At 60.7% G+C, this 22,254-nt stretch carries 21 protein-coding genes; 10 read left to right on the plus strand and 11 right to left on the minus strand.

From position 1 onward, the window contains the following. Positions 1 to 347: 347 nt before the first annotated feature. Positions 348 to 980 carry a LysE family translocator gene (locus tag AB5Y51_RS16570; RefSeq protein WP_103255204.1) on the plus strand — a complete coding sequence of 211 codons (633 nt, stop codon included), beginning with the start codon at positions 348 to 350 and terminating at the stop codon, positions 978 to 980. 82 nt (positions 981 to 1,062) lie between these two features. Here AB5Y51_RS16570 and fis read toward each other — a convergent pair whose 3' ends face one another. Together fis and dusB are read right to left on the minus strand one after the other, a co-directional pair. Further along, complete coding sequence (gene fis, locus AB5Y51_RS16575; protein ID WP_005309538.1) at positions 1,063 to 1,359, minus strand: DNA-binding transcriptional regulator Fis; 297 nt, start codon at positions 1,357 to 1,359, stop codon at positions 1,063 to 1,065. A 25-nt stretch (positions 1,360 to 1,384) separates the two neighbouring features. Further along, positions 1,385 to 2,350: a tRNA dihydrouridine synthase DusB gene (dusB, locus tag AB5Y51_RS16580; RefSeq protein WP_010675552.1), complete on the minus strand. Its 966-nt coding sequence runs from the start codon at positions 2,348 to 2,350 to the stop codon at positions 1,385 to 1,387. A gap of 290 nt (positions 2,351 to 2,640) precedes the next feature. Between dusB and AB5Y51_RS16585 the strand changes: the two genes are divergently transcribed. From AB5Y51_RS16585 to AB5Y51_RS16600, 4 genes are all read left to right on the plus strand, one after another. Beyond that, entirely contained in the window at positions 2,641 to 4,047 is a 1,407-nt protein-coding gene (locus tag AB5Y51_RS16585; RefSeq protein WP_010675551.1) for a TolC family protein, read from the plus strand. A gap of 73 nt (positions 4,048 to 4,120) precedes the next feature. Next, positions 4,121 to 5,125 (plus strand): HlyD family secretion protein, encoded by a 1,005-nt coding sequence (locus AB5Y51_RS16590; protein ID WP_082180590.1) that lies wholly within the window; start codon positions 4,121 to 4,123, stop codon positions 5,123 to 5,125. Continuing rightward, positions 5,125 to 6,261 carry an ABC transporter permease gene (locus tag AB5Y51_RS16595; protein ID WP_323882830.1) on the plus strand — a complete coding sequence of 379 codons (1,137 nt, stop codon included), beginning with the start codon at positions 5,125 to 5,127 and terminating at the stop codon, positions 6,259 to 6,261. The genes AB5Y51_RS16590 and AB5Y51_RS16595 overlap by 1 nt, the downstream gene beginning before the upstream one ends. Continuing rightward, entirely contained in the window at positions 6,258 to 7,451 is a 1,194-nt protein-coding gene (locus tag AB5Y51_RS16600) for an ABC transporter permease (RefSeq protein WP_323882828.1), read from the plus strand. The genes AB5Y51_RS16595 and AB5Y51_RS16600 overlap by 4 nt, the downstream gene beginning before the upstream one ends. A 56-nt stretch (positions 7,452 to 7,507) precedes the next feature. Here AB5Y51_RS16600 and AB5Y51_RS16605 read toward each other — a convergent pair whose 3' ends face one another. From AB5Y51_RS16605 to AB5Y51_RS16615, 3 genes are all read right to left on the minus strand, one after another. Beyond that, positions 7,508 to 8,143: an SDR family oxidoreductase gene (locus AB5Y51_RS16605; protein WP_274798804.1), complete on the minus strand. Its 636-nt coding sequence runs from the start codon at positions 8,141 to 8,143 to the stop codon at positions 7,508 to 7,510. Between the two features lie 127 nt (positions 8,144 to 8,270). Next, positions 8,271 to 9,125 carry a DnaA/Hda family protein gene (locus AB5Y51_RS16610; RefSeq protein ID WP_010675546.1) on the minus strand — a complete coding sequence of 285 codons (855 nt, stop codon included), beginning with the start codon at positions 9,123 to 9,125 and terminating at the stop codon, positions 8,271 to 8,273. Between the two features lie 72 nt (positions 9,126 to 9,197). Further along, positions 9,198 to 9,872: a DnaT-like ssDNA-binding domain-containing protein gene (locus AB5Y51_RS16615; RefSeq protein ID WP_368178755.1), complete on the minus strand. Its 675-nt coding sequence runs from the start codon at positions 9,870 to 9,872 to the stop codon at positions 9,198 to 9,200. 275 nt (positions 9,873 to 10,147) lie between these two features. Between AB5Y51_RS16615 and AB5Y51_RS16620 the strand changes: the two genes are divergently transcribed. Then, positions 10,148 to 11,119 carry a response regulator gene (locus AB5Y51_RS16620; RefSeq protein WP_041213861.1) on the plus strand — a complete coding sequence of 324 codons (972 nt, stop codon included), beginning with the start codon at positions 10,148 to 10,150 and terminating at the stop codon, positions 11,117 to 11,119. Positions 11,120 to 11,189: 70 nt separating this feature from the next. On the opposite strand, the gene AB5Y51_RS16625 is transcribed toward AB5Y51_RS16620, so the two are convergent. The 3 genes from AB5Y51_RS16625 to AB5Y51_RS16635 all read right to left on the minus strand — a co-directional run bounded on the left by AB5Y51_RS16625 (position 11,190) and on the right by AB5Y51_RS16635 (position 14,124). Beyond that, positions 11,190 to 12,587, minus strand: coding sequence for a peptide MFS transporter (locus tag AB5Y51_RS16625; RefSeq protein ID WP_368178756.1), 1,398 nt, complete (start codon positions 12,585 to 12,587; stop codon positions 11,190 to 11,192). 213 nt (positions 12,588 to 12,800) lie between these two features. Next, positions 12,801 to 13,712, minus strand: coding sequence for a UTP--glucose-1-phosphate uridylyltransferase GalU (gene galU / locus AB5Y51_RS16630; protein WP_368178757.1), 912 nt, complete (start codon positions 13,710 to 13,712; stop codon positions 12,801 to 12,803). Positions 13,713 to 13,806: 94 nt separating this feature from the next. After that, entirely contained in the window at positions 13,807 to 14,124 is a 318-nt protein-coding gene (locus tag AB5Y51_RS16635; protein WP_041213860.1) for a ComEA family DNA-binding protein, read from the minus strand. A 166-nt stretch (positions 14,125 to 14,290) separates the two neighbouring features. Here AB5Y51_RS16635 and cysQ point away from each other — a divergent pair, with 166 nt between their 5' ends. After that, on the plus strand, positions 14,291 to 15,061 hold the full coding sequence (cysQ, locus tag AB5Y51_RS16640; protein ID WP_041213859.1) for a 3'(2'),5'-bisphosphate nucleotidase CysQ: 771 nt from the start codon (positions 14,291 to 14,293) through the stop codon (positions 15,059 to 15,061). A gap of 63 nt (positions 15,062 to 15,124) precedes the next feature. On the opposite strand, the gene AB5Y51_RS16645 is transcribed toward cysQ, so the two are convergent. The 3 genes from AB5Y51_RS16645 to AB5Y51_RS16655 form a co-directional block, all read right to left on the minus strand. Then, positions 15,125 to 15,421, minus strand: a complete 297-nt coding sequence (locus AB5Y51_RS16645; RefSeq protein ID WP_010675539.1) for a YciI family protein — start codon at positions 15,419 to 15,421, stop codon at positions 15,125 to 15,127. 24 nt (positions 15,422 to 15,445) lie between these two features. Further along, entirely contained in the window at positions 15,446 to 15,997 is a 552-nt protein-coding gene (locus tag AB5Y51_RS16650) for a septation protein A (protein WP_039041321.1), read from the minus strand. 105 nt (positions 15,998 to 16,102) lie between these two features. Continuing rightward, positions 16,103 to 17,608 carry an aminotransferase class V-fold PLP-dependent enzyme gene (locus tag AB5Y51_RS16655; RefSeq protein WP_119196968.1) on the minus strand — a complete coding sequence of 502 codons (1,506 nt, stop codon included), beginning with the start codon at positions 17,606 to 17,608 and terminating at the stop codon, positions 16,103 to 16,105. A gap of 191 nt (positions 17,609 to 17,799) precedes the next feature. On the opposite strand from AB5Y51_RS16655, the gene AB5Y51_RS16660 reads away from it, so the two are divergent. From AB5Y51_RS16660 to AB5Y51_RS16670, 3 genes are all read left to right on the plus strand, one after another. Then, positions 17,800 to 18,432: a hemolysin III family protein gene (locus tag AB5Y51_RS16660; protein WP_039041319.1), complete on the plus strand. Its 633-nt coding sequence runs from the start codon at positions 17,800 to 17,802 to the stop codon at positions 18,430 to 18,432. Between the two features lie 121 nt (positions 18,433 to 18,553). After that, complete coding sequence (locus AB5Y51_RS16665; protein ID WP_010675535.1) at positions 18,554 to 20,215, plus strand: putative transporter; 1,662 nt, start codon at positions 18,554 to 18,556, stop codon at positions 20,213 to 20,215. Between the two features lie 222 nt (positions 20,216 to 20,437). After that, the coding region (locus AB5Y51_RS16670; protein ID WP_368178758.1) for a retention module-containing protein at positions 20,438 to 22,254 on the plus strand (1,817 nt) is incomplete at its 3' end.

Raw genomic sequence — 22,254 nt, forward strand, 5'->3', positions numbered from 1 at the left:
GCGCCGATGGTAGTGTGGCATTCGCCATGCGAGAGTAGGACACTGCCAGGCACCCAATACAAGAAACCCCGCTCACTCGAGCGGGGTTTTTTATTTCCTGTAATTTATTTATTAGATAATAAGTCTGGCTAATGCACAAAATCCAGTTTATTACATCGATAAACATTGCTATTCAGCCAGTATCACTGCCTTTCAAACGGCTCAATCTCTCTTTCTCACCAGGTTGAGCGTCAAGTATCTCCGGCTCAAACGCTATTCCCTTCCTTGATAATCACTATCGCCGGAAACGGGAGTGACAAGTACTTCAGGATCCATAGACTGTTTCTTTCATATACAAGGAGCTGTCTATGTTGGGGATCCACGATCTGGCGTTGTTTGTCGTTTCTGGCCTGCTGTTGAACATGATGCCTGGGCCTGACTCCCTGCTCATCATGCTGCGCAGCGGCTCCCAGGGATGGCGTGCAGGGTCCATGGCGGCATTGGGTATCGGGACAGGTACCATGGTGCATGTGTTGGCGGCGGCGCTGGGGCTGTCTGCCCTGTTGAGTGCCTCCGCCGAGCTGTTTGCCGTCATCAAGCTGATGGGGGCGCTCTATCTGGTCTATCTCGGCGTGTCCATGCTCTGGCAGAGGAGTGGCACTTCAACGTCTGTGGATGGGGCTGTGGCGCTGCCTGCGCTCTCTTATGGGCGCATCTTTCGGCAGGGGTTGCTCACCAATGTCCTCAATCCCAAGGTGGCGCTGTTCTTTCTCGCTTTTGTGCCCCAGTTCATCGATCCCGCTTCACCGCAAAAGGCGATGGCATTCATCGTGCTGGGCTGCATCTTCAATCTCAACGGCATGATCTGGTGCCATCTGCTGGCGTTTTCCACCGCGTTTGCAAGCCGCAATGTACGATTGCCCGCCCGGGTGGCCACCTGGCTGAATCGTGTGATGGGGGGGCTGTTCGTGGGGCTCGGTATCAAACTGGCGGCGGAGTGAGCAGGTACACTCCGGGCATAGAAAAAGGCGTATCCCATCGCTGGGATACGCCTTCGTCTGCACTGCAGCAGAATGACCGGGATCAGTTCATGCCGTAACGCTTGAGTTTCTTGCGCAGGGTACCGCGGTTGATGCCCATCATCACGGCGGCGCGAGTCTGGTTGCCACGGGTGTACTGCATGATCACGTCCAGCATGGGAGCTTCGACTTCGGAGAGAACCATATCGTACAGATCAATCACTTCCTGACCGTTCAACTGGGCCAGGTAGTTACGCAGGGCCTGTTGCACAGAGTCACGCAGGGGGCGTTGGGTCGGCTCGGCAGCGTGATTGTGAGTAGTTGTTACCAATGCATCAGAAGTCAGGGTTTGTTCGAACATATTCGGTCGGCTCTTTAGTTATGCGTTAACCTAATCCATCGAAATACGCTTCGAGTGCCTCGAGTTGTGCGTCTGCACAATCCAGGGCATTGAAGTGCTTACGGAATTCTCGGCCCGCCTCTTCTTCATCCAGATACCAGCCCACGTGTTTACGGGCAATGCGCGCTCCCAGATAGGCACCGTAAAACTGGTGCAGATTGGTGACATGCTCGTTCATCAGGGTGCGAACCTCTTCCCTGTCGGGAGGCGGCAGCTTGGTGCCCGTTTCAAGAAAATGGCGGATTTCCCGGAAAATCCAGGGTCGTCCTTGCGCAGCACGGCCGATCATCACGGCGTCGACACCGGTATAGTCGAGGACATACCGGGCTTTCTCCGGGCTATCGATGTCGCCATTGGCGACAACAGGAATCGATACGGCCTGCTTAATCGCCCTGATAGTGTCGTACTCCGCTTCGCCCTTGTAGAGGCAGGCACGGGTACGACCATGCACGGCAAGGGCCGCGATACCGCAATCTTCGGCGATTCGGGCGATCTCCTCGCCATTGCGGTTATCCGGATCCCATCCTGTGCGGATCTTCAAGGTGACAGGTACTTCCACCGCATCCACCACGGCCCGGCAGATGGATCTGACCAGGTCTGGCTGACGCAGCAGGGCGGAACCTGCCAGCTTCTTATTCACTTTTTTTGCCGGACATCCCATGTTGATGTCGACGATCTGAGCGCCCTGCTCCACGTTGTAGCGGGCAGCAAACGCCATCATCTCGGGGTCGGCACCGGCAATCTGGACCGATCGCAAGCCGCCTTCAGCAGAGTGATCCATTCTCATCCGGGTTTTCTGGGTATCCCAGACATCCGGGTTGGCCAGCAGCATCTCGGAAACGGCCATACCGGCTCCCAAACGTAAACAAAGTTCACGAAATGGTCGGTCTGTTACACCGGCCATGGGGGCCACGATCAGGGGAGTTTCAAGCGTGTGGGGACCTATCTGCATTCCACGGTTACCATCGGCTTAGGGCGGCGTATATTACGCATTTTTTAGTCAGGAGAAAAGGTTAGTATTTGAGCGTCAGCCATTTTTTTCTGAAAAAAACGTCGCGCCAAGGCTTGCAAATTCAGGAGTGCTTGAAAATCGGACATATTGTCTGTGACCATGGTCAGGAGGGCGCGAGTGAGGGGGATGGTGATTTGTGAGTCTCCCTCTCAAGCCGGTTTAGGCTATGATAGCGGGCCTGAATTGAGCAAAGACTCTACACATTTTTATTACAAACGGATCGGGGATGTATGACGGCAAAGTTCATCAAATCGCTCTGCCCATGCCTGCTGGGTGTCGTGCTGGGGTCGGCCCAGGCGCAGACGGTCAGCTTTACCGAGGCCTGGAGCCGGGTCATCCAGCAGGATGACGGCTTGGCGGCAGAGCAGGCCGGGGTGGAGCGGGCCCAGCAACTGCGGGAGGCGGCCAAGGCCATGTACCTGCCCAAGGTGGATGTGGGGGCCAGCTATACCCATCTCGATCAGCCGATGGAGCTGGACATGCTGGATCTCAACCCCATCGCCAATCATCCGGAATTTGGCAAGGTGCTGGGACCCGTGATGCAGGCGCTCAACCTCAGCCCGAGCGATTTTGTCACCCCCCTCACCAAGCAGAACGTGGTGACCAGTTCGGTCAAGATGCTATGGCCGCTCTTTACCGGCGGGCGCATCGATGCGGCCCAGGATATTCGTCAGGCCCAGGTGAGCGAGGCTGAGCAGTTGCTGGTGCTCAAACAGCAGTCGACCTTCGAGAGCCTCTCCCAGACCTACTTCGGGGTGGTGCTGGCGGCGCAGGTGGTGCAGACCAAGCAGGAGATCGAGCAGGGACTGGCACACCATCTGGATCATGCCAAGAAGCTCGAAGCCCAGGGGCAGATCGCCAAGGTGGAGCGCCTGTCGGCCCAGTCTGCCTATGACAGGGCACGCATCGATACCCAGAAGGCCAGGCGCAGCCTGGAGATCGCCCAGCTGGCGCTCGGCCACATGCTCAAGCTCAAGCAGGCTGAGCCCAATACCGCCCTCTTCATCAACGAAGGGATGCCAGCCTTGTCTCCCTTCGTGGAGGAGACCCTGTCGGTGCATCCCGGTCTCAAGCTGTTGACGGCCAAGAAGGAGCAGGCCCAGGGGATGATCAAGCTGGAGAAGGGCAAGTACGCCCCCGAGCTCTTCCTGTTCGGCAACTACAACCTCTATGAAGATGATTCCATTGTCTCCAAGACCACACCGGACTGGCTGGTTGGTGTCGGGGTCAGCATGCCGCTGGTGAGTCGTGATGGCCGCTCCGAGACGGTCCAGGCGGCCAAGAGCGCCGAACTCCAGGTCAACCTGCTGCAAGCCAAGACCCGCCAGGATCTGGAGCTGCTGGTCGAAAAGACCTGGCGCGAGGCTGCCCAGGGACTGGAGGAGTATCACTCTCTCTCCTCGACCCAGGCGCTGGCCGAGGAGAACGTGCGGTTGCGTGACAAGGCATTCGGTCAGGGGCTCTCCACTTCCCTCGATGTGGTCGATGCCCAGACCCAGCTTGCCGGGGTCAAGACCCAGCGCGCCGCCGCCGCCTATCAATACGTGATCTCTCTGGCCCGCCTGTTGGCACTCTCCGGTCAGATGAACAGTTTCAACCAGTATCAGCATGGCCAGGCGATCGAGGTGAACTCATGATCGCGCGCTCTTCCACTCCGTTATTCATGTCCGTTTCGACCGTCAAGGGTCGCCCGTTTGCCGAGGTGAATTCATGAGTCATCCCCCCATCAAGAAGAAGATGAGCCAGGGCAAGCCTTGGCTGCTGCCACTGGCGCTGGTATTGCTTGTGCTCTGGCTGGGCTGGCGCTTCTGGCTGGCCTATCAGCCGGAGCCGGTGCGTCTGCAGGGGCAGATAGAGGCGCAGCAATATTCGGTCTCTTCCAAGGTGGCGGGCCGCATCGACGAGGTGCTGGTGAAGAAGGGGGATCAACTGACCAGGGGCCAACTGGCGTTCACTCTGGCGAGCCCGGAGATCGAGGCCAAGCTGAGTCAGGCCAAGGCCGGGCAGGCCGCGGCTGGCGCCATGGCCGAAGAGGCCGAGAAGGGGGCTCGAGTGCAGCAGATCGCGGCCGCCAAGGATCAGTGGCAACAGGCCAAGGCAGCTGCCCTGCTTCATGGCAAAACCTACGAGCGCATTGCCAGCCTGCATCGGGATGGCGTGATGTCGCTGCAAAAGCGTGACGAGGCCTGGACGGCCTGGCAGGCGGCGAAGTACAGCGAGGGCATGGCCTGGCAGCAATACCAGATGGCGCTGGAAGGAGCGCGGGAAGAGACCAAGATAGCGGCCCGCGAGCAGGCCAAGATGGCGGCTGGCGGCGTGGCGGAAGTGGAAGCCTATCTGGCCGATACCCGCATCGCCAGCCCCCACGAGGGGGAAGTTGCCCAGGTGCTGCTGCGCAGCGGCGAGCTGGCTCCCCAGGGCTTCCCCGTGGTGACCCTGCTCGACATGAAGGATGCCTGGGCCCAGTTCCATGTCCGTGAGGACCTCCTGCCAAGGTTCCCGGTCGGTACCGAGTTTGATGCCCGTATTCCCGGCCTGGGGGAGCAGCTGGTGCGCTTCAAGGTGACCCATGTGGCCGTGATGGGGGATTTCGCCACCTGGCGTGCCACCGACACCCGCCAGGGGTTCGACATGAAAAGCTTCCAGGTGGAAGCGCGCCCCTTGCAGCCGGTTGACGGGCTGCGGGTCGGCATGAGCGTGCTGGTCGAGCTCTGATGGGACGCGAATGGCGGTTGCTCTGGCAGGACCCGTTCGGCCGGGCGCTGGCGAGCTGGGTCCCCTTGCTGCTGATAGGGATCCTGTGCTGGATCTTTTCAGCCGGCCTGGCGCGGGAGCTCAAGGTCGGTCTGGTGGATCTGGATCGCAGCACCCTCTCCCGACAACTGGCGTTCTCTCTCGATGGCTCCGCCGGGCTCAAGATAGCGCAGCAGTTTGACGCCATCGACGCAGGGGCCAGGGCACTGCGTGGGGGAGATATCTATGCCCTGGTGGTGATCCCCTATCACCTGGAGCGGGATGCCCGCGAGGGGACCCAACCCAGGGTGACCGTGTTCAACAATGGCCAGTTCATCCTGATTGCTAAGCTGGTCAACTCCGCACTGGCCCAGGTGGTGGGAACTCTCAATGGCCAGGTGGGCGTGCTCTCGGCCATGGCCGACGGCAAGACGCTGCCCGGTGCCCTGGGACAATCCGTACCCATTGCGAGCCAGGTTACCGCGCTCTACAACATCAATTCCAGCTACGCCCAGTTTCTGCTGAGCGCCCTGCTGCCTGCGGTGTGGCAGATCCTGGTGGTGCTCTATGGCCTGAACGCCCTGGCCCGCACCGATCGCCTCGGGTTGGACTGGACCACCAGAGGGGTCTGGTTCGGCCTCTGGCGAACCCTGCTACCCCACGTGCTCATCGGCTGGGGGTGGGGTCTGGCGTGGAGTCTGCTGCTGTTCAAGGGGCTTGGGTACCCCATGCAAGGCAGTTGGCTGGTGCTGACGGCGGGGCTGGGACTGGCGTCGGCCGCTTGCGTCACCATGGGGGCCTTCTTCTACGCCATCATCCGGGATCCGGCGCGGGCGCTCTCTCTGGCCGGCGCCTACACGGCGCCGGGATTTGCCTTCATGGGGGTCACCTTTCCGGTCAGCGCCATGGGGGATGTGGCCCAGTTCTGGCGCAGCCTGCTGCCCATCTCCCACTATGTGGAGCTGCAGATCGGGCAAACCAACTACGGTCAACCGTTGACGGCGGCCCTGCCCCAGCTCGGGGCTCTGCTGCTGTTTCTGCTGCCCCTGTTGCTGGTGGTACACCGCTACCGGACGCCGTCGGGCGCGGCCCTGCCCCATGAGGAGTCCAGGCCATGATGGGATTCTGGGATCTGGTGCGCCTTGAGCTGCGCACCCTCTTGGCGGATCGCGCCATCATGCTGACCCTGTTTGGCGGCGTCTTCTTCTACTCCTTCCTCTACCCCCAGCCCTACCTGCACCAATTGCCCAGGGAAGAGCCCGTGGTGGTGGTCAACGAGGATGGCAGCCAGCTCTCCCGTCAGCTGGAGTTCATGGCCGATGCCACGGCGCAGGTGAAACTGGTGGCCCGTGCCGGTTCGCTCGACGAGGCCCGCCAGATGATGCTGACCGGCAAGGCGAGCGGCATTTTGCACATTCCCCGCCACTTCTATCGGGATCTGATGCTGGGCAGGAGCGTGACCCTGGGTTATGCCGGAGATGCCTCCTACTTCCTGGTCTATGGCACCATTGCCGAAGGGCTGGCCCAGGCGGGAGGCACGCTCGCCGCCCAGGTGAAGGTGGCCAGGTTGCTGAGCCAGGGCGAGGCGCTGCCCCAGGCCGCCATGGGCTGGAACGCGGTGGCCCTCAATGTGCTGCCGGTATTCAACCCCACCATGGGCTATGTGAACTACGTGGTGCCTGCGGTATTCGTGCTGATCCTGCATCAGGTGTTGCTGATGGGGACCGGCATCCTGGGGGCGACCCAGAACCAGCGCAGCCGCCGTGGCGAGTCAGGCTACTGGCAACATGCCCCCGTGCCGGCCTTGTTGCTGGCCCGTACCCTGGTGGTGGGGACTCTTTTCGTCCTTCCGGTGACCTACTTCTTCGGCTTCTGCTTCGATCACTACGGTATTGCCCGCACCGCTGTACCCGGCGAACTCTGGCTCTTTACTCTGCCGTTCCTGCTGGCCACCACCTGGCTCGGGATCGTGCTCGGCGCCTTGTTCACCCGCCGTGATCTGCCGACCCAGGTGGTGCTTGTCTCCTCTTTGCCGCTGGTCTTCCTGGCTGGCTTTATCTGGCCCATTGAGCTCATTCCGGCTCCCCTCAACTGGCTGGCCCAGTGGGCCCCGAGCACGCCGGCCATCGAGGGATTCCTGCGCCTCAATCAGATGGGGGCCGACTTTGCCCAGGTCTCCCGCTACTGGTGGCAGTTATGGGGACTGGCGCTGCTGTATGGCGCTCTGGCGTGCTGGTTGCTCCGCTGGCGTCAACCGTGCCCTGCAACGCGGCCGGATGATGGGGCGACAGCGTCTTCCACCGACTAGGCCCCTTGCAACAACACGGTCAGCCACTGGGCTGACCGTGTTGCCATTCACAGGGATCATGGCTGACTCAGACCCGGATCGCCGATGGCATAGATCTGGCCGCACGCCTCCTGGTCGGTGAGCAGTTGCAAACCCCGTATCGCCACATCCTGGCGCCTGACCAGGCCATGCCTCTCTTGCCCCTGGCTCAGGATGGCCTGACCCGTGGGCTCCCCATCCTGCAACCCTGCGGGGCGTAAAATGGTCCACTCAAGGGTGCTTGTCTGCAGCCAGCTTTCCGCCAGGCTCTTGAGGCGTACCTCGTGTCCGAAGGCGGCGCGAGCCCGCTCGGGCAGGCATTGCCAGCTGTCGCCACAACCGAGGGAGGTGACAAGCAGCAGGCGGCTGAGCCCGGCGCACTCCATCTCGTCGATCACATGGCGGTTGCCCTGATAATCCACCGGTGCACTCTGGCGAAAGCTGCCGAGGGTGGAGACTACCCGGGCATCCCTGTCCGCCAAGTGGCAAGCCTGGGCCACGGCCTGGGGGTCCAGGGCATCCCCGATGACGACCTCGACTCCCAGGGTATGCAGCTCGCTGGCCATGTCGGCATGGCGCACCAGGGCAACAACCCTGTGGCCCAGTTGCAGTGCGTGGTCGGTGAAGGCGCGGCCCAGTCCGCGACTGGCACCGAAGATGAGTGTGGTTGGCATGACAGGCCCTCTCGAACAAAAGAGCAAGCCTAGAGCCTGGATGGCTCTCTGTAAATGAGAGTAGTTTTTATTTGTGAGGTGCAGAGGATATGAAGGGCCGGACATCAGGGACGCCGGCCCGACGGGATCAACCGTTGTAATGGCCGATGCTGGGACGGCGGCTGGGTCCGCTCAGGTGGATGTCCACCGGATTGAACGCCTTGATCGCCTCATAGCTGAAATCACCGATGGCCTGATGCAGGCTCTGGGGGCTGTGGTTGGTGATGATGATGACGCTTTTGGACAGGTTGCGACGACGGCGCAGCAGGTGGCCGAGGAAGCTGGACTGACTCTCGGCCATCTTGGCACGGTTGGCCGCCACCTCGTCGATGATCAGCAGGTCCACCTCTTCCAGGGCGCGGCGGTACTGGTTGCGCTCCTCCTGATCCTGGATGACGTTGAAGAAGAGCCTGTCCACGATGGAGGCCCACTGCTGGAAGATCACCGACTTCTGGTGGCGCGCGATCAACTCGTGGGCCACGGCGCCCGCCAGGGTGGATTTGCCGGTGCCGTAATCGCCGTAGATCAGCATGCAGCCCCCGCCGCTCTTCTCCCAGTGCTCGAAACCGCTGATGAAGTAGCGGGCCGTCTCGATGGGGTATTGCAGGGCCGGGTCACCGGAATCCATCTTGTCGAAGATCCAGTCCGGATTGAGGTCGGCCTGGGCGATCAGCTTCTGGATCCGCTCCTGGCGGGCGGCTTTCTGCAACTCGCGCACTTCGGCATTGGCCTTGGCGTCGTACTCCTTGCGCAGGGTCTCGTAGTCGTACTGGCTGCCGCCGGTTGCGGCCCGCAGTCGGAGAATGCGTTGCTGCAGGCTGCTGACGTGACGCTTGAGCTCGGGATCATGAGCCCGTTGCTCCTGTCTGGCCTTGGCGATTTTCTGGCGTTTGGCCTCGATCTCTTCCAGTGCCTGGCGCATCGGGTCGTGCGGATCTGTCATGGAATTCTCCTTCTGCTAGGGCTGTGGCTGGATGGGCAGGGGGTCAATAGTGCACTTCGTGGCCGCCTGGTATCAATCATTCTCCGGCTCCTGAGCTTGTGCCAGCCGTTTGGCCTCATCGATCATCTCTTGCGCCCGGCGGCTCGGGCCAGCCTCTACCGGGGTTGGCCCGACCTGCTGGTACCCGGTGACCACGGTCGCCGGGCGGCGGGCGTAGCGCCGACTCTTGAGGGCCCGAATAAATTTCAACATCCACTGGTGCTGGGAGTCGAACACCTCGGGGCGGCCGAGCCAGTAGGCGATGAACTCCCCGAGATCCTCTTCGCTGTAGCTGGCATCGATCACCCCGCACAGGCGTGCGAGAGCAGGCAGTTCTTCGTCCGGACGCCACTGCAGGTGCATCTGGAACGGGCGTGCCGGCAGGGGGCTGCGCACCCGCTGGCTCAGCAACGGCAACTGGAAAGGGCACTGGTGGTAGTGCTCACTGTCAGCCTGGGCCTCGACCTGAAGCAGTTCGGCCTCCATCAGCTCGTCGAGCAGTTCGGTCAGCTGGCGAGCGTTGACCTGATAGCTGAAACCACCGGGATTGCCCGGATCGACGACAGCCAGTGCCCGGCCAAGCTCGGGATAGTTGAGTCGGGCCAGCCGATTTTCCAGCACCAAGCGGCGCAGTTGCAGGGTATAGAGGCTGCGGGCCGGATGGGAGAGTCTGGGATGGGCGAGGGCGCTGTATTCGGCTGGCGTCATGGTCTGCTTCACGATCTGGAGTGGAGGGCATTATCCCTCATGGCGGTGCCTCATACAATTCATGGTGCCGACCTGCGAGATAACGGCTGCCGGGCGACGGTTGCCGACCATCTCTGCGCAAGGGGGCGATCAAAATAGTCGGACCATTTCAAACGCTTGGCAGATACCAAGGCCAGCTTGGCTCGCTGCTCGACAATATTGTGTGGCGGTATCCAGCGCCCATGATCTAGTCTTAATGCTCAAATAACCATTTGACTAATAAGAGCTTTGTCAAGATGTCAAAAGCCGGACTACGGATCTTGGTGGTAGAAGACGAAGCGGTTTTTCGCCACTCACTGGTATCTTATCTCGAGCACGACGGGGCCTGCGTCTTTCAGGCAGAAGACGGGATTGAGGGGCTCTCTGCCGCAGCGCTCTATCATCCCGATGTGGTGTTGTGTGATCTGAACATGCCGAACATGGATGGCCATGAGGTGATTGCCTGCCTCACCGCCCGCTATCCACAGGTGCCCGTCATCGTCATCTCCGGTCAGGATCAGATGGCTGCGATCGAGCGTGCGCTGCGGGCGGGGGCCAGGGACTTCTTCATCAAACCGGTGAATGACTATGAGCAGATCCGCCGCAGCATCGAGCAATGCCTGACAAACCTCGGGCATCAGAGCCAGCAACTGGAGCTGATGGAGCACATCGACTTCTTCCGTGGCCACGATCTGGCGAGCAGCCGGCTGCTCGCCTGGTTGTCCCCCCCTGGCATGCAGGAGTGGGGGCCCTGGCAGGTCACCTTTGCCGGCATGGGCAATCTCTTCATCCCGGATACCTTCAAACTGGACGACAAGCTGCTGGTACTGGTGATGGAATTGCCCATCCTCGGTGTGGATGCGGCCTTCTGTGGTGCCTTGGTGCGATCCCTGATGAACGGCCCCTATCGCCAATACCAGCAACAGGAGAGCCTGCTGTTGACCCAGCCACACCGATTGCTGGATTACCTCAATCTGCAACTGCTGGAGTCGGGCCTGCGTCACTCCTTTGCCATGGCGGCCCTGCTGTTCGATCAGGAAGATGGGCTGCTTTTTGCAAATGCCGGGCTCACCTCACCTCACTGGTTGATGCGTGCAGGGGGGTTGCCGCTCGGCTTGATGCGCAGCAGTCGCTACACGTTGCACAGGCGAAGCTGGCACGAGCCCTTTGATCTGCAGTTTCGCAGTGACAGCGGCAGCGCCCTGACGATGCAGGTTCGTCACCACTGACGCAGTGAAGTGAACACATGCAAACAGGGCGCCCATGGGCGCCCTGTTTGGTCTCTGCTGTCCTGACCGGTCAAACGGTCGCGGACTGCAGTTTCTGCTCTTGTTCTTCGGGCTCTTTGGCCGGGCCTTCGGCACCGTGCATCCAGTAGACCAAGCGGTTGGCCATGGTCAGCAGGATGAGGGCGCTGATCACGGCGGCCAGTGCGATGCCACCGAAGATGGCCATGGCACCGGATTCGCCGACGAAGGAACCGATGAAGCCGGCGGCATAGTTGGCCAGGGCCACGAAACCGAACCAGGCACCCATCATCAGGGAGGCCAGGCGCAGCGGAGCCAGCTTGGTCACCATGGAGAGACCGATGGGGGAGAGGCAGAGCTCACCCAGGGTATGGAACAGGTAGGCACCGACCAGCCAGAACATGGAGGTCTTGACGGCCTGATCACCACCTTGCTCCAGCACGGCACCGATCATGAACAGGAAGCCGACGGCCAGGAACAGCAGGCCCATGGCGAATTTCACCGGGGAGTTCGGCTCTTTCTTGCCGAGCTTGATCCAGATGGCGGCCACGACAGGGGCCAGGGTGATGATGAAGAAGGGGTTCAGGGACTGGAACCAGGCGGTCGGCACTTCGAAGCTGCCGATCATGCGGTTGGTATACTCCTGGGCATACAGGTTCATCAGACCACCGGCCTGCTCGAAGCCGGCCCAGAAGATGATGGTGAACAGGCCCAGTACCAGGATCACCTTGATGCGATCCACTTCCTGTTTGGTCAGGGGCGCTTTTTGCTCCTTGGAGCGCTGCAGAGCGGCACGCTGGGCGGCGGGCACACGGCCGATGTCGCCAAGGAAACGCTGGGCCATGGTGGCCTGCACGACCAGGGAGAGCAGCATGCCGATACCGGCGCTGACGAAGGCGGCTTGCCAGCCATAGGCGGTGGCGGCGGCGCCGCAGATCACGCCGGCCAGGAGGGAGCCCAGGTTGATGCCCATGTAGAAGATGGTGAAGGCGCCGTCACGACGGTGATCCCCTTCTTTATACAGGTCACCCACCATGGTGGAGATGTTCGGTTTGAACAGGCCGTTGCCCACGATCAGCAAGCCAAGGCCGGCATAGAAGACGGTGTTGACCATGTCAGGGAACATGGCGTGAGGCAGTGCCAGGGTAAACTGGCCGGCGGCCATCAGCACGGCACCGAACAGGATGGCACGGCGCTGGCCCAGGAAGGTATCGGCGAGCCAGCCGCCGATGATGGGGGTGATGTAGACCAGACCGGTATAGATGCCGTACAGCTTGAGGGCGTCGGCCTGGGTCCAGCCCATGCCACCGTTGGCGGTCAGGTCGGTCAGATAGAGGACGAGCACGGCACGCATGCCGTAATAGGAGAATCTCTCCCACAGTTCGGTACTAAAGAGCAAAAAAAGCCCTTTAGGGTGACCTAAAAAGGTCCCTTTGGACGGGTTATTCATTGGAACTTCCACCTGTGTCTTATATTTTTTTAGAAATTTTATGCAAGGGCTAGGAACAAGCCTTAATCCTTATAGAACAAGCGACTTTAAATTACAATATTATGATTTAGCGATATTTTATCTATCAACGGTTGAATATTTGTTTATAAAATGAAAAAGGGCATCGAATGATGCCCAGTTTTTTATTCTGCTTATCTTGTAAATATTCAGAGATTACAGCTCTTTGGCAAACTGTTTCAGCCAGCTGGTGAAATCTTTGCTGAGTTCCCGATGGCGCACGGCGTATTCCACATTGGCCTTCATATAACCGAGCTTGCTGCCGCAATCGTGGCTGCGTCCCTTCATGAAGTAGGCATTGACCTGCTCCTTTTCCATCAGCATGGCGATGGCATCGGTCAGCTGGATCTCGTCGCCGGCACCGGCCGGGGTTTTTTCCAGCAAGGGCCAGATATTGGCCGAGAGCACATAGCGACCGACCACGGCCAGGTTGGACGGGGCTTCATCCCGGGGTGGCTTCTCGACGATGGCCTGCATCGGCAGGGACATGCCTTCGCTCAGGGCCTCCCCCTTGATGTCGGCGATGCCGTATTTGTCCACTTCGCTCTCGGGGACGGCTTCCACCATGATCTGGCTGATCTGCTCCTCTTCGAACAGATGCACCATCTCCGCCAGGTTGTCCTGCTTCAGATCGCTGGCCACCTCGTCGATGAGCACATCCGGCAGCAGAACGGCGAAGGGTTGATCCCCGATGAGGGGGCGGGCACACAGTACTGCATGACCCAGGCCTTTTGCTTCCCCTTGACGCACGTGCATGATGGTGACGTCTTTGGGACAGATGTGCTGAACCTCTTCCAGCAGTTGGCGCTTGACCCGCTTTTCCAGGGTCGCCTCCAGCTCGAAGCTCTTGTCGAAGTGGTTCTCGATGGAGTTCTTGCTTGAATGGGTCACCAGGACTATCTCCTTGATGCCGGCGGCGATGGCTTCGCGTACCACATACTGGATCAGCGGCTTGTCGACCACGGGCAGCATCTCCTTGGGGATGGCCTTGGTGGCGGGCAGCATGCGGGTACCCAGACCGGCAACGGGGAGAACGGCCTTGCGAACAACGAGCGGTGTCTTTTTCATGGAGTGAGTCCGAAGATACAAAGTGGGCTCATGATACCCGAAGAAAAATAGGGCAGCCACAGGCTGCCCTTGGGATGACAGGGATTCAAACCGGTTACTTGACGATAATCATGTCCCGGTTTGCTTCCAGCGTGGCAGGTCCGATGCCACTGACGTCCGCCAGTTGATCGACGGAGGTGAACTTGCCCTGCTTCTCCCTGTGGTCGATGATGGCCTGTGCCTTCTTCTCGCCAATGCCCTTCAGGGCAGTGAGCTCGCCGGCACTGGCGGTATTGAGATTGATCTTGCCGCTTTCCTTGACTTGGGTGGTGGCCACAGGCTTGGTCGCCGCCTTGTCGGCGGCCAGCAGAGGTTGGCTCAACAGGGGGAGGCAGCCCAGCAGCAGTGCGGCGATCAGGGTCTTCTTGTTCATGTTTCACATCCTTATGAATCGGCCTTAGTGGCATATTTATCATTAGCTGTGTTGCGCCACTTTTTGTCTGTCAGTTTTGACACTGTATAAGTCAGTGCAAACGGCTATAAGCCGAAGATACTCACTCGGTTACACTGACCAACCCTTTGAGCGAGAACTCTTTTCCATGTATCTACCCGCCATTTCCGAACTGGAGCCCATCGCCCGCGCCGCCGGTGAGGCCATCATGTCGATCTACAGCCAGCCCTTTGCGGTGGAGTACAAGCAGGACGAGAGCCCGCTGACGGCGGCGGACAAGGGGGCCCACGAGGTGATCGTTCAGGCGCTGGCCCGTCTCACTCCCGATATCCAGGTGTTGTCGGAAGAGTCCTCCCCCGAGGTGATGGCTGCGCGACTCGGCTGGTCCCGCTATTGGCTGGTGGATCCTTTGGATGGCACCAAGGAGTTTGTCTCCCGCAACGGCGAGTTCACGGTGAATATCGCCCTGATTGAACAGGGGACCCCGCGCTGGGGGCTGGTCTATGCCCCGGTACTGGACAAGCTCTGGTATGGGGGCAAGGGGATTGGCGCCTGGCGTGTGGCTGATGGCAGGCACGAGGCCATCCAGACCCGCCCTCATGACGCTGGGCAAGTGTGGCGCGTGGTGGGCAGTCGCAATCACCTGTCGCAGGAGACACTCGAGTATCTGGCCCGTTTTGGCGAACTGGAGCGGGGCGAGATCGAGCTGGTTTCCATGGGCAGCTCTCTCAAGTTTTGCATCATTGCCGAGGGGGAGGCCGAGCTTTACCCGCGGCTCGCTCCGACCTGCGAGTGGGATACGGGGGCAGCTCAGGCGGTACTGGAAGGGGCGGGGGGCAGCGTCACCCAGCTCGATGGTTCGCCGCTTTGCTACAACAAGCCTGATATCCTCAATCCCTGGTTTGTGGCCAGGGCATGAGTCATCATCGGATACGAAAAGGCCGGACAGTGTCCGGCCTTTTTCTTGTCAGCCTCGATGGGCTCAGAAGACTTTCTTGAACGGTTTGATGGTCACCCTGGCGTAGACCCCTGCCGCGACATAGGGGTCCGCATCGGCCCAGGCCTGGGCGTCGGCCTGGCTGGCAAAGTCGGCGATGACGGTGCTGCCGGTGAAGCCCGCATCGGCCGGATCCTCGGCATCGATGGCCGGGTTCGGGCCGGCCGTCAGCAGGCGGCCCTCATCCTGCAAGGCTTGCAGGCGGGCCAGGTGGGCAGGGCGTGCCAGCTTGCGCTGGGGCAGGCTGCCCGCGACATCTTCGGAGTAGATCAGATACCACATGGAACAATCCCTTTCTGGTTGCGGTTATTTTTTCTGTTCTGCGTTCTGCTCGGCCGGCATGTGGCGATAGAGATAGACGCCGCTGAGCAGGGTGAAGACCAGGGTCATGCCCAGCAGGCCGAACACCTTGAAGTTGACCCACATCTCCTGGGAGAGGTTGAAGGCCACGTAGAGGTTGAGCAGACCGCACAGGGTGAAGAAGCCGACCCAGCCGAGATTGACGTTGTCCCAGACCCGGTCGGGGGCTTGGAGCTCCTTGGCCAGCATCTGCTTGATGAGGTTCTTGCCAAAGCCATAGCGGCCGATGAGCAGGGCGAGGGCAAAGAGCATGTTGATGACGGTCACCTTCCACTTGATAAAGGCATCGTCGTGGAAGAAGACGGTGAGGCCGCCGAAGAAACCGACCAGCACGAAGGTGAACAACTGCATCTTCTCGACCCGGCGATAGCGAAGCCAGCTGTACAGGAGTTGCAGGCCGGTGACGACCACCAGGGCGCCAGTGGCGGTGTAGATGTCGTAAAACTTGTAGACCGCGAAGAAGACGATCAGGGGGATGAACTCGATAAACTGCTTCATGCTGGGCTCTAGTCTCAAAATTTCACTCAGTGTACCTGCCCGTCAGACAACGGCAAATGAATAAGACCGTCCATTCTGCAGGCAGTTCCTTCCCGGGGCGGCGGGTTACTCGAATAGCTGGCTGGCAATCTGGTTGCCAAGGCGCACCTGATCGTCCAGCAATGCGCGTATGTCTGCTTCCTCGATGAGGGGGTTGAGCAGGACGGCGCGCAGCAGCGTGAGCGGTTGCTCGCCATAGCGGGACACTGCGCGCTGGGTGCGTGAGACGAAGCTGTGCCCTTCGGCGCGCTGGGCTTTTTGCAGGGCGACGTTGAAGAGATTGATCTGTTCGTTGGCCGCCACATCGGGCACCTGACCTTGCAGGTGGGGCGGAATGCACCGGTAGGAGAGCAGGTTCATGACAGGTGCCGACATCAGCTCGAAGGCGGGGCTGGCGTCGATGAGCGCGGCCATTCGCCGCGCCCTGTCGTAGTTGGCGTCGATGAGTTGGGCATAACCCTGCTGTCCCAGCATCTGGAAGGCGGCATCCAGATAGAGCGCGTTGGCGGGACGGGTCCCCTCCAGAGTGAAGCGCCCCTGATCGAAGGAGGTGGCGCGGATGGCGTAGGGAGCCTCGCGCTTCACCGTCATCATCAGGTCCGGTTGGCGGCAGAGCAGCATGCCGGTACCGAGCGGGACCAGCAACTGCTTGTGACCGTCAAGGGTGACGGTATCGGCGTGCTCTATCCCCGTAAGCAATCCCTGATAGCGGGGCGAGAAGAGGGTCGGACCACCCCAGGCCGCGTCCACGTGGAAGTGGATTTGCTCGCGCCGGGCGATGGCGGCCAGTTCCGGCAGCGGGTCGACGGAGCCAAAATCCGTGCTGCCGGCCACACCGACCAGCGCCAGCACCTTGAGCTTCTGCTCCCTGCATTGTTGAAGGGCCTGTTCCAGCGCCGCCAGACTGAGCCGGTTGTGCTCGTCTGTGTCGAGACGCCAGACGCTGCGAGCCCCGAGTCCCAGCAGATCCATCCCCTTGTCGAAGGAGTAGTGCATCAGCCGCGAGCCCAGAATGACGGCGCCGCGATAGCCCTGCTCGGCGAGGGCGAACAGGTTGTCGCCACAGGCCCGGTTGCGGGCCAGCCAGAGGGCGGTGACGTTGGCGATGGTACCGCCACTGGTCATGACACCGAGGGCTGCATCCTTGGCATGCATCTGGGCTGCATAGAAGGCGTCGTCCTCGCGGTAGACCAGACGGTGCAGCTTGGCCAGCACTTCCCGCTCCAGAAAGCTCAGCAAACGGGAGGACTCCATCTTCATCGGGTTCTGGTTGAGCATCACCAAGAGCCGGGAGAGCTCGGCGGTGAAGGCTGGCAGCGGCGCCGTCATGTGTCCCATGTAGCGGGGAGAGGTGAGGTGCGATGCCCCGGGTACCAGGGTGGCGAGCCGTGCCAGATAGTCCCGGGGAGAGATGCCGGTGGCGGGCATGCACGACTGATCGAGCTGGTGGGTGAAGCTGCCCCGCTGATAGGGGGCCTGACTGTCGTCGGAATGATGGAAATGCTCCAGCAGGGCCGTCATGGCCTTGCCGAAATCAGGATCCGGTTGTGTAAACAGTTCAGTGAGCTTCATCGGGTTCTCCAGACCAGATTGTCGGGCAGACGCGGCCATCCGCATGGGCGGCGTCGGCGGCAGAGCATACACCAAAGGGGCGGGGGGCACAGCCATCTCTGGCCCTCCCTCTCCTCGCTCCTTTATTTTCAGCTAACACTTGTAGCCTGAAACGTCGGCCGCTAGAGTGGGCCGGTAATGGGTTGGAGGTAATGATGGATGTGACGGGGTACTCCCCACGGGAAGAGTGGGCGAATCGCCTCAGCCATGGGCTGGGGCTGCTGCTGGGCGGACTGGGACTGGTCTTGCTGCTGCACAAGGGGTGGGATCAGGGGCCCAGGGTACTACTGAGCTACGGCGTCTACGGTGCCAGCCTGGTATTGCTCTATCTCGCCTCGACGCTCTACCACAGCGTGAGCTCGGTGGCGGCCAGACGCTGGAGCAAGCTGTTCGATCACTGCGCCATCTATCTGCTGATCGCCGGCACTTATACCCCCTTCCTGCTGGTGGCGCTCGATACGCCGCTGGCGCAAGGACTGATGGTGGTGATCTGGGGGCTGGCCCTGGCTGGGGTCGTGTTCAAGCTGATCTTCATCAATCGCTTCAAGAAGGTGTCGCTATTTACCTATCTGATGCTGGGTTGGCTGTCGCTGGTGGTCATCTACCAGCTCTATCTACATCTGGATGGTACCGGGCTCTTGCTGCTGGGGCTGGGTGGTCTCATCTACAGCCTGGGAGTGATCTTCTATGTGGCCAAGCGCATTCCCTACAACCACGCCATCTGGCACCTGTTTGTGCTGGGGGGCAGTCTGTGCCACTTCATGGCCATTTATGGCTACATCTGATGGCTAACCCTTAATTGGTATTTTTGTGCTCATGAAAGCCTGAATTCGTGCGGCACCCCACAGTTGCCCCCTTCGTTTGCTGACAAGCTAGTGCCAGTTCAGTTTGGAAAGGATGCAAACGATGAGTGAGATCGCGCTTTCCATCAGCATGCTGTCGCTGGTGGCAGTGCTGGGGCTCTGGCTGGGAAACTGGCGAGTCTATGGCGTGGGTTTGGGTATTGGCGGGGTGCTGTTCGGCGGCATCATAGTGGGCCACTTCGCCGGCTTGTCCGGGTTGAAGCTGGATGAGCAAACACTTCATTTTATTCAGGAATTCGGCCTGATCCTGTTCGTCTACACCATAGGCATCCAGGTCGGTCCCGGCTTCTTCTCCTCCTTACGCAGTTCGGGCCTCAAGCTCAATGGCTTCGCGGCCCTGCTGGTTCTGCTCGGCTGCCTGGTGGCGGCAGCGTTGCACCAGCTGTTCGATGTACCGCTGCCGGTGATCCTCGGGGTCTTTTCCGGGGCAGTGACCAATACCCCGTCCCTGGGGGCTGGCCAGCAGATCCTGGCGGAGCTCGGGGCGGATCCTGGATCCACCGGCCTGATGGGGATGGGCTATGCGGTGGCCTACCCGTTCGGGATCTGCGGCATCCTGCTCACCATGTGGCTCATCCGGATGTTCTTCCACATCAAGATCGAGGAGGAGGCGGTCGCTTTCGAGCAGCAGGCTGGCAAGACCAAGGAGAGTCTGCAAACCATCAACATTGCCGTGCGCAATCCCAATATGCATGGCCTGATGCTCCGCGAGATCCCGAGTCTGGACGAGGCGGACGTCATCTGCTCCCGACTCAAGCGTGGCGACGAACTGATGGTGCCAAAGCCCGACTCGCGCATCGAACTTGGCGACCTGCTGCACCTGGTGGGGGAGCGCCATGCCCTGCACAAGGTGCTGCTGGTGCTTGGAGAGGAGGTAGACACCTCCCTCTCCACCCGCGGGACCGATCTGCGGGTCGAGCGGGTGGTGGTCACCAATGAGCAGGTGCTCGGCAAGCGGATCCGCGATCTCGACATCAAGCAGAAATACGATGTGGTCATCTCGCGCCTGAATCGGGCCGGCATCGAGCTGGTGCCGACCAGTCAGACCAGTCTGCAGTTCGGTGACATCTTGAACCTGGTGGGGCGGCTCGATGCCATCGAGGCGGTCACCAGCGTGGTGGGCAACGTGCAGCAGAAACTGCAGCAGGTGCAGATGCTGCCCGTCTTCATCGGCATCGGGTTGGGGGTATTGCTCGGATCCATTCCCTTCTACCTGCCGGGATTCCCGGCGGCGCTCAAGCTGGGGCTGGCAGGGGGACCGCTGGTGGTGGCGCTCATCCTGTCTCGTATCGGCAGCATCGGCAAGCTCTACTGGTTCATGCCGCCGAGCGCCAACCTGGCGCTGCGGGAAATAGGCATAGTGCTCTTCTTGGCGGTGGTGGGGTTCAAGTCCGGGGCCGGCTTCATCGACACCCTGATCAACGGCGACGGTCCCGCATGGATGATGTACGGTGTGGCAATCACCCTCATCCCGCTGCTGCTGGTGGGTGTGCTGGCACGCCATTATGGCAAGCTCAACTACCTCACGCTGTGCGGTCTGCTGGCCGGCTCGATGACGGATCCTCCCGCTCTGGCATTTGCCAACGGCATGCACCCCACCAGTGGTGCCAGCGCACTCTCTTACGCGACCGTCTACCCCCTGGTGATGTTCCTGCGGATCATCTCGCCCCAACTGCTGGCCATCCTGCTCTGGGCCGGTGTCTGACACCTCACAAGACGGGAGCCGATGAGGCTCCCGTCTTCGTTTTGTCACAATTGATGCTATTGATTTAATTAATTTTATTCATCTTAGGCGTCCCTTCGTTTTCACCCCGAAACCCGGCTTCATTTCGGTCTGTTCATTCGATTTTTCTCACTGGTTTATGGCCTGATAAACGGGCACATTGGAGGCTGGAGCAATATGCCCTTCGATATTTCAGGAGAAACCATGAGCAATCAGCGCATCGTATTGGATCAGGATGTCGTCGTTACCCACTTGCAAGGCAAAATGTATCTGGTCGCCGCCGACGGGAGCCAGAGACTCGTTGCAGAAGGCGATGTACTGCCCAAGGATGCGGTATTGCTTGCGCCCGAAGGGGCCAGCTTCCAGGGAGGGGAGACCACGTTCACCCTGGGTTCCGGCGAGCGCCCCGAACAGGGTGACGCCGTGCTGGCGAACGCGGGTACGCCCGATGACATCGCCGCCTTGCAGCAAGCGATTCTGGACGGAACCGACCCCACCAAGGCATTCGAAGCGTCGGCGGCGGGCGGAGCCCCGGCCGCAGGCAATGCGGGGGGCGTGGCTGGTGCCAGCGGCAACGGCGGTTTCGTCACTATCGATCGTATCGGTGATGCAACCATCTCCAGCGCAGGCTTTGACAGCGCGAACCCGGCTGGCGCGGCGCCGCTGGTGGATGCGCAAAGCAGCGAGGATGAGCTGGTCGACCTCACCGCTCCCGTCATCACAGTCTCTGCCCCCGACAACACCAACGATCGGACGCCGACCCTGACCGGTACCACGGATGCCCCCGCTGGCAGCACGGTGACTCTGGTAGTGACCGATGCCAACGGCAATCAGCAGACCCTGACCGCTACGGTGCAACCGGATGGCAGCTTCAGCGTGGATGTCACGACACCGCTGGCCGAAGGGGGCTATCAGGTGACGGCTTCCGTGACCGATCCGGCCGGCAACACCGGTACCGCGACCGATGATGGCAGCGTGGACAGTACCGCGCCCTCGGCGCCACAAGTCGAAATCCAGGACGGCGCGGACAATGTCATCTCCGCCAACGAGCGCGAAAATGGGATGGATGTCATCATCCGGCTGCCGGGCGATGCCAAGGCTGGCGATCGTCTCGATGTGGACTGGAACGGTGATGGCGTGCCTGACTCCAGCAGAATTCTGACGACTGACGACATCGGCCGTACCCAGGTCACCCTGACCATCCCCACTACGGATCTGCCAGTCAACGGCCCCATCACTGTGGATGCCACCCTGACCGACCCTGCGGGAAACACCTCGCCCAAGGGGACCGACAATAGCGTGGTGAATGCCGCGCCTCTGCCGGGGGACGACCAGTTCACCGTGGCGGAGGATGGCACCGTCACCATCAATGTGCTTGGCAACGACACGGATGTGGATGGTGATCGCCTCACCATTACCGCCATCAACGGCCAGACCATTGCCGAAGGTGGCTCGGTAGCGATCAGCAATGGCTCCGTCACCCTGAGCAATGGCCAGCTGATCTTTACGCCGGCCCCGGATTTCAATGGCAGCATCGCGTTTGAATACACCATCACCGATGGCCTGAACAGCGCCACAGGTGGCGTGACGGGGACTGTTACGCCTGTCAACGATGCGGCTGTCATTACCGGCACCGACACCGGTGGCGTGGTGGAAGACGAAACCAACCCGATCCTGACCGAGACTGGCACCCTGAGCGTGACCGATGTGGACGGCGCCGATGAGGCCAAGTTTGTGGCCGGCAACGGCACCCCGAGTGCGGGTGCATTGGGCAGCCTGACCATCACCGAGACCGGTACCTGGAGCTACAGCGTCGACAACAGCAAGGTGCAGTACCTGGGCGAAGGTGAGACCAAGGTCGAGACCTTCACCGTGCAGAGTATGGATGGCACGCCGCACATTGTGACCATCACCATCAACGGCACCGACGACGTGCCGACGCTGACGCCGGATGTGGGCAGCGTGACCGAAGATGCGGTGACGGCGGGCACGACCAAGCTGGAGACCAGCGGCACGCTGGC

It is taken from the genome of Aeromonas sp. R7-1, from assembly GCF_040908115.1.
GTDB lineage: Bacteria > Pseudomonadota > Gammaproteobacteria > Enterobacterales > Aeromonadaceae > Aeromonas > Aeromonas caviae.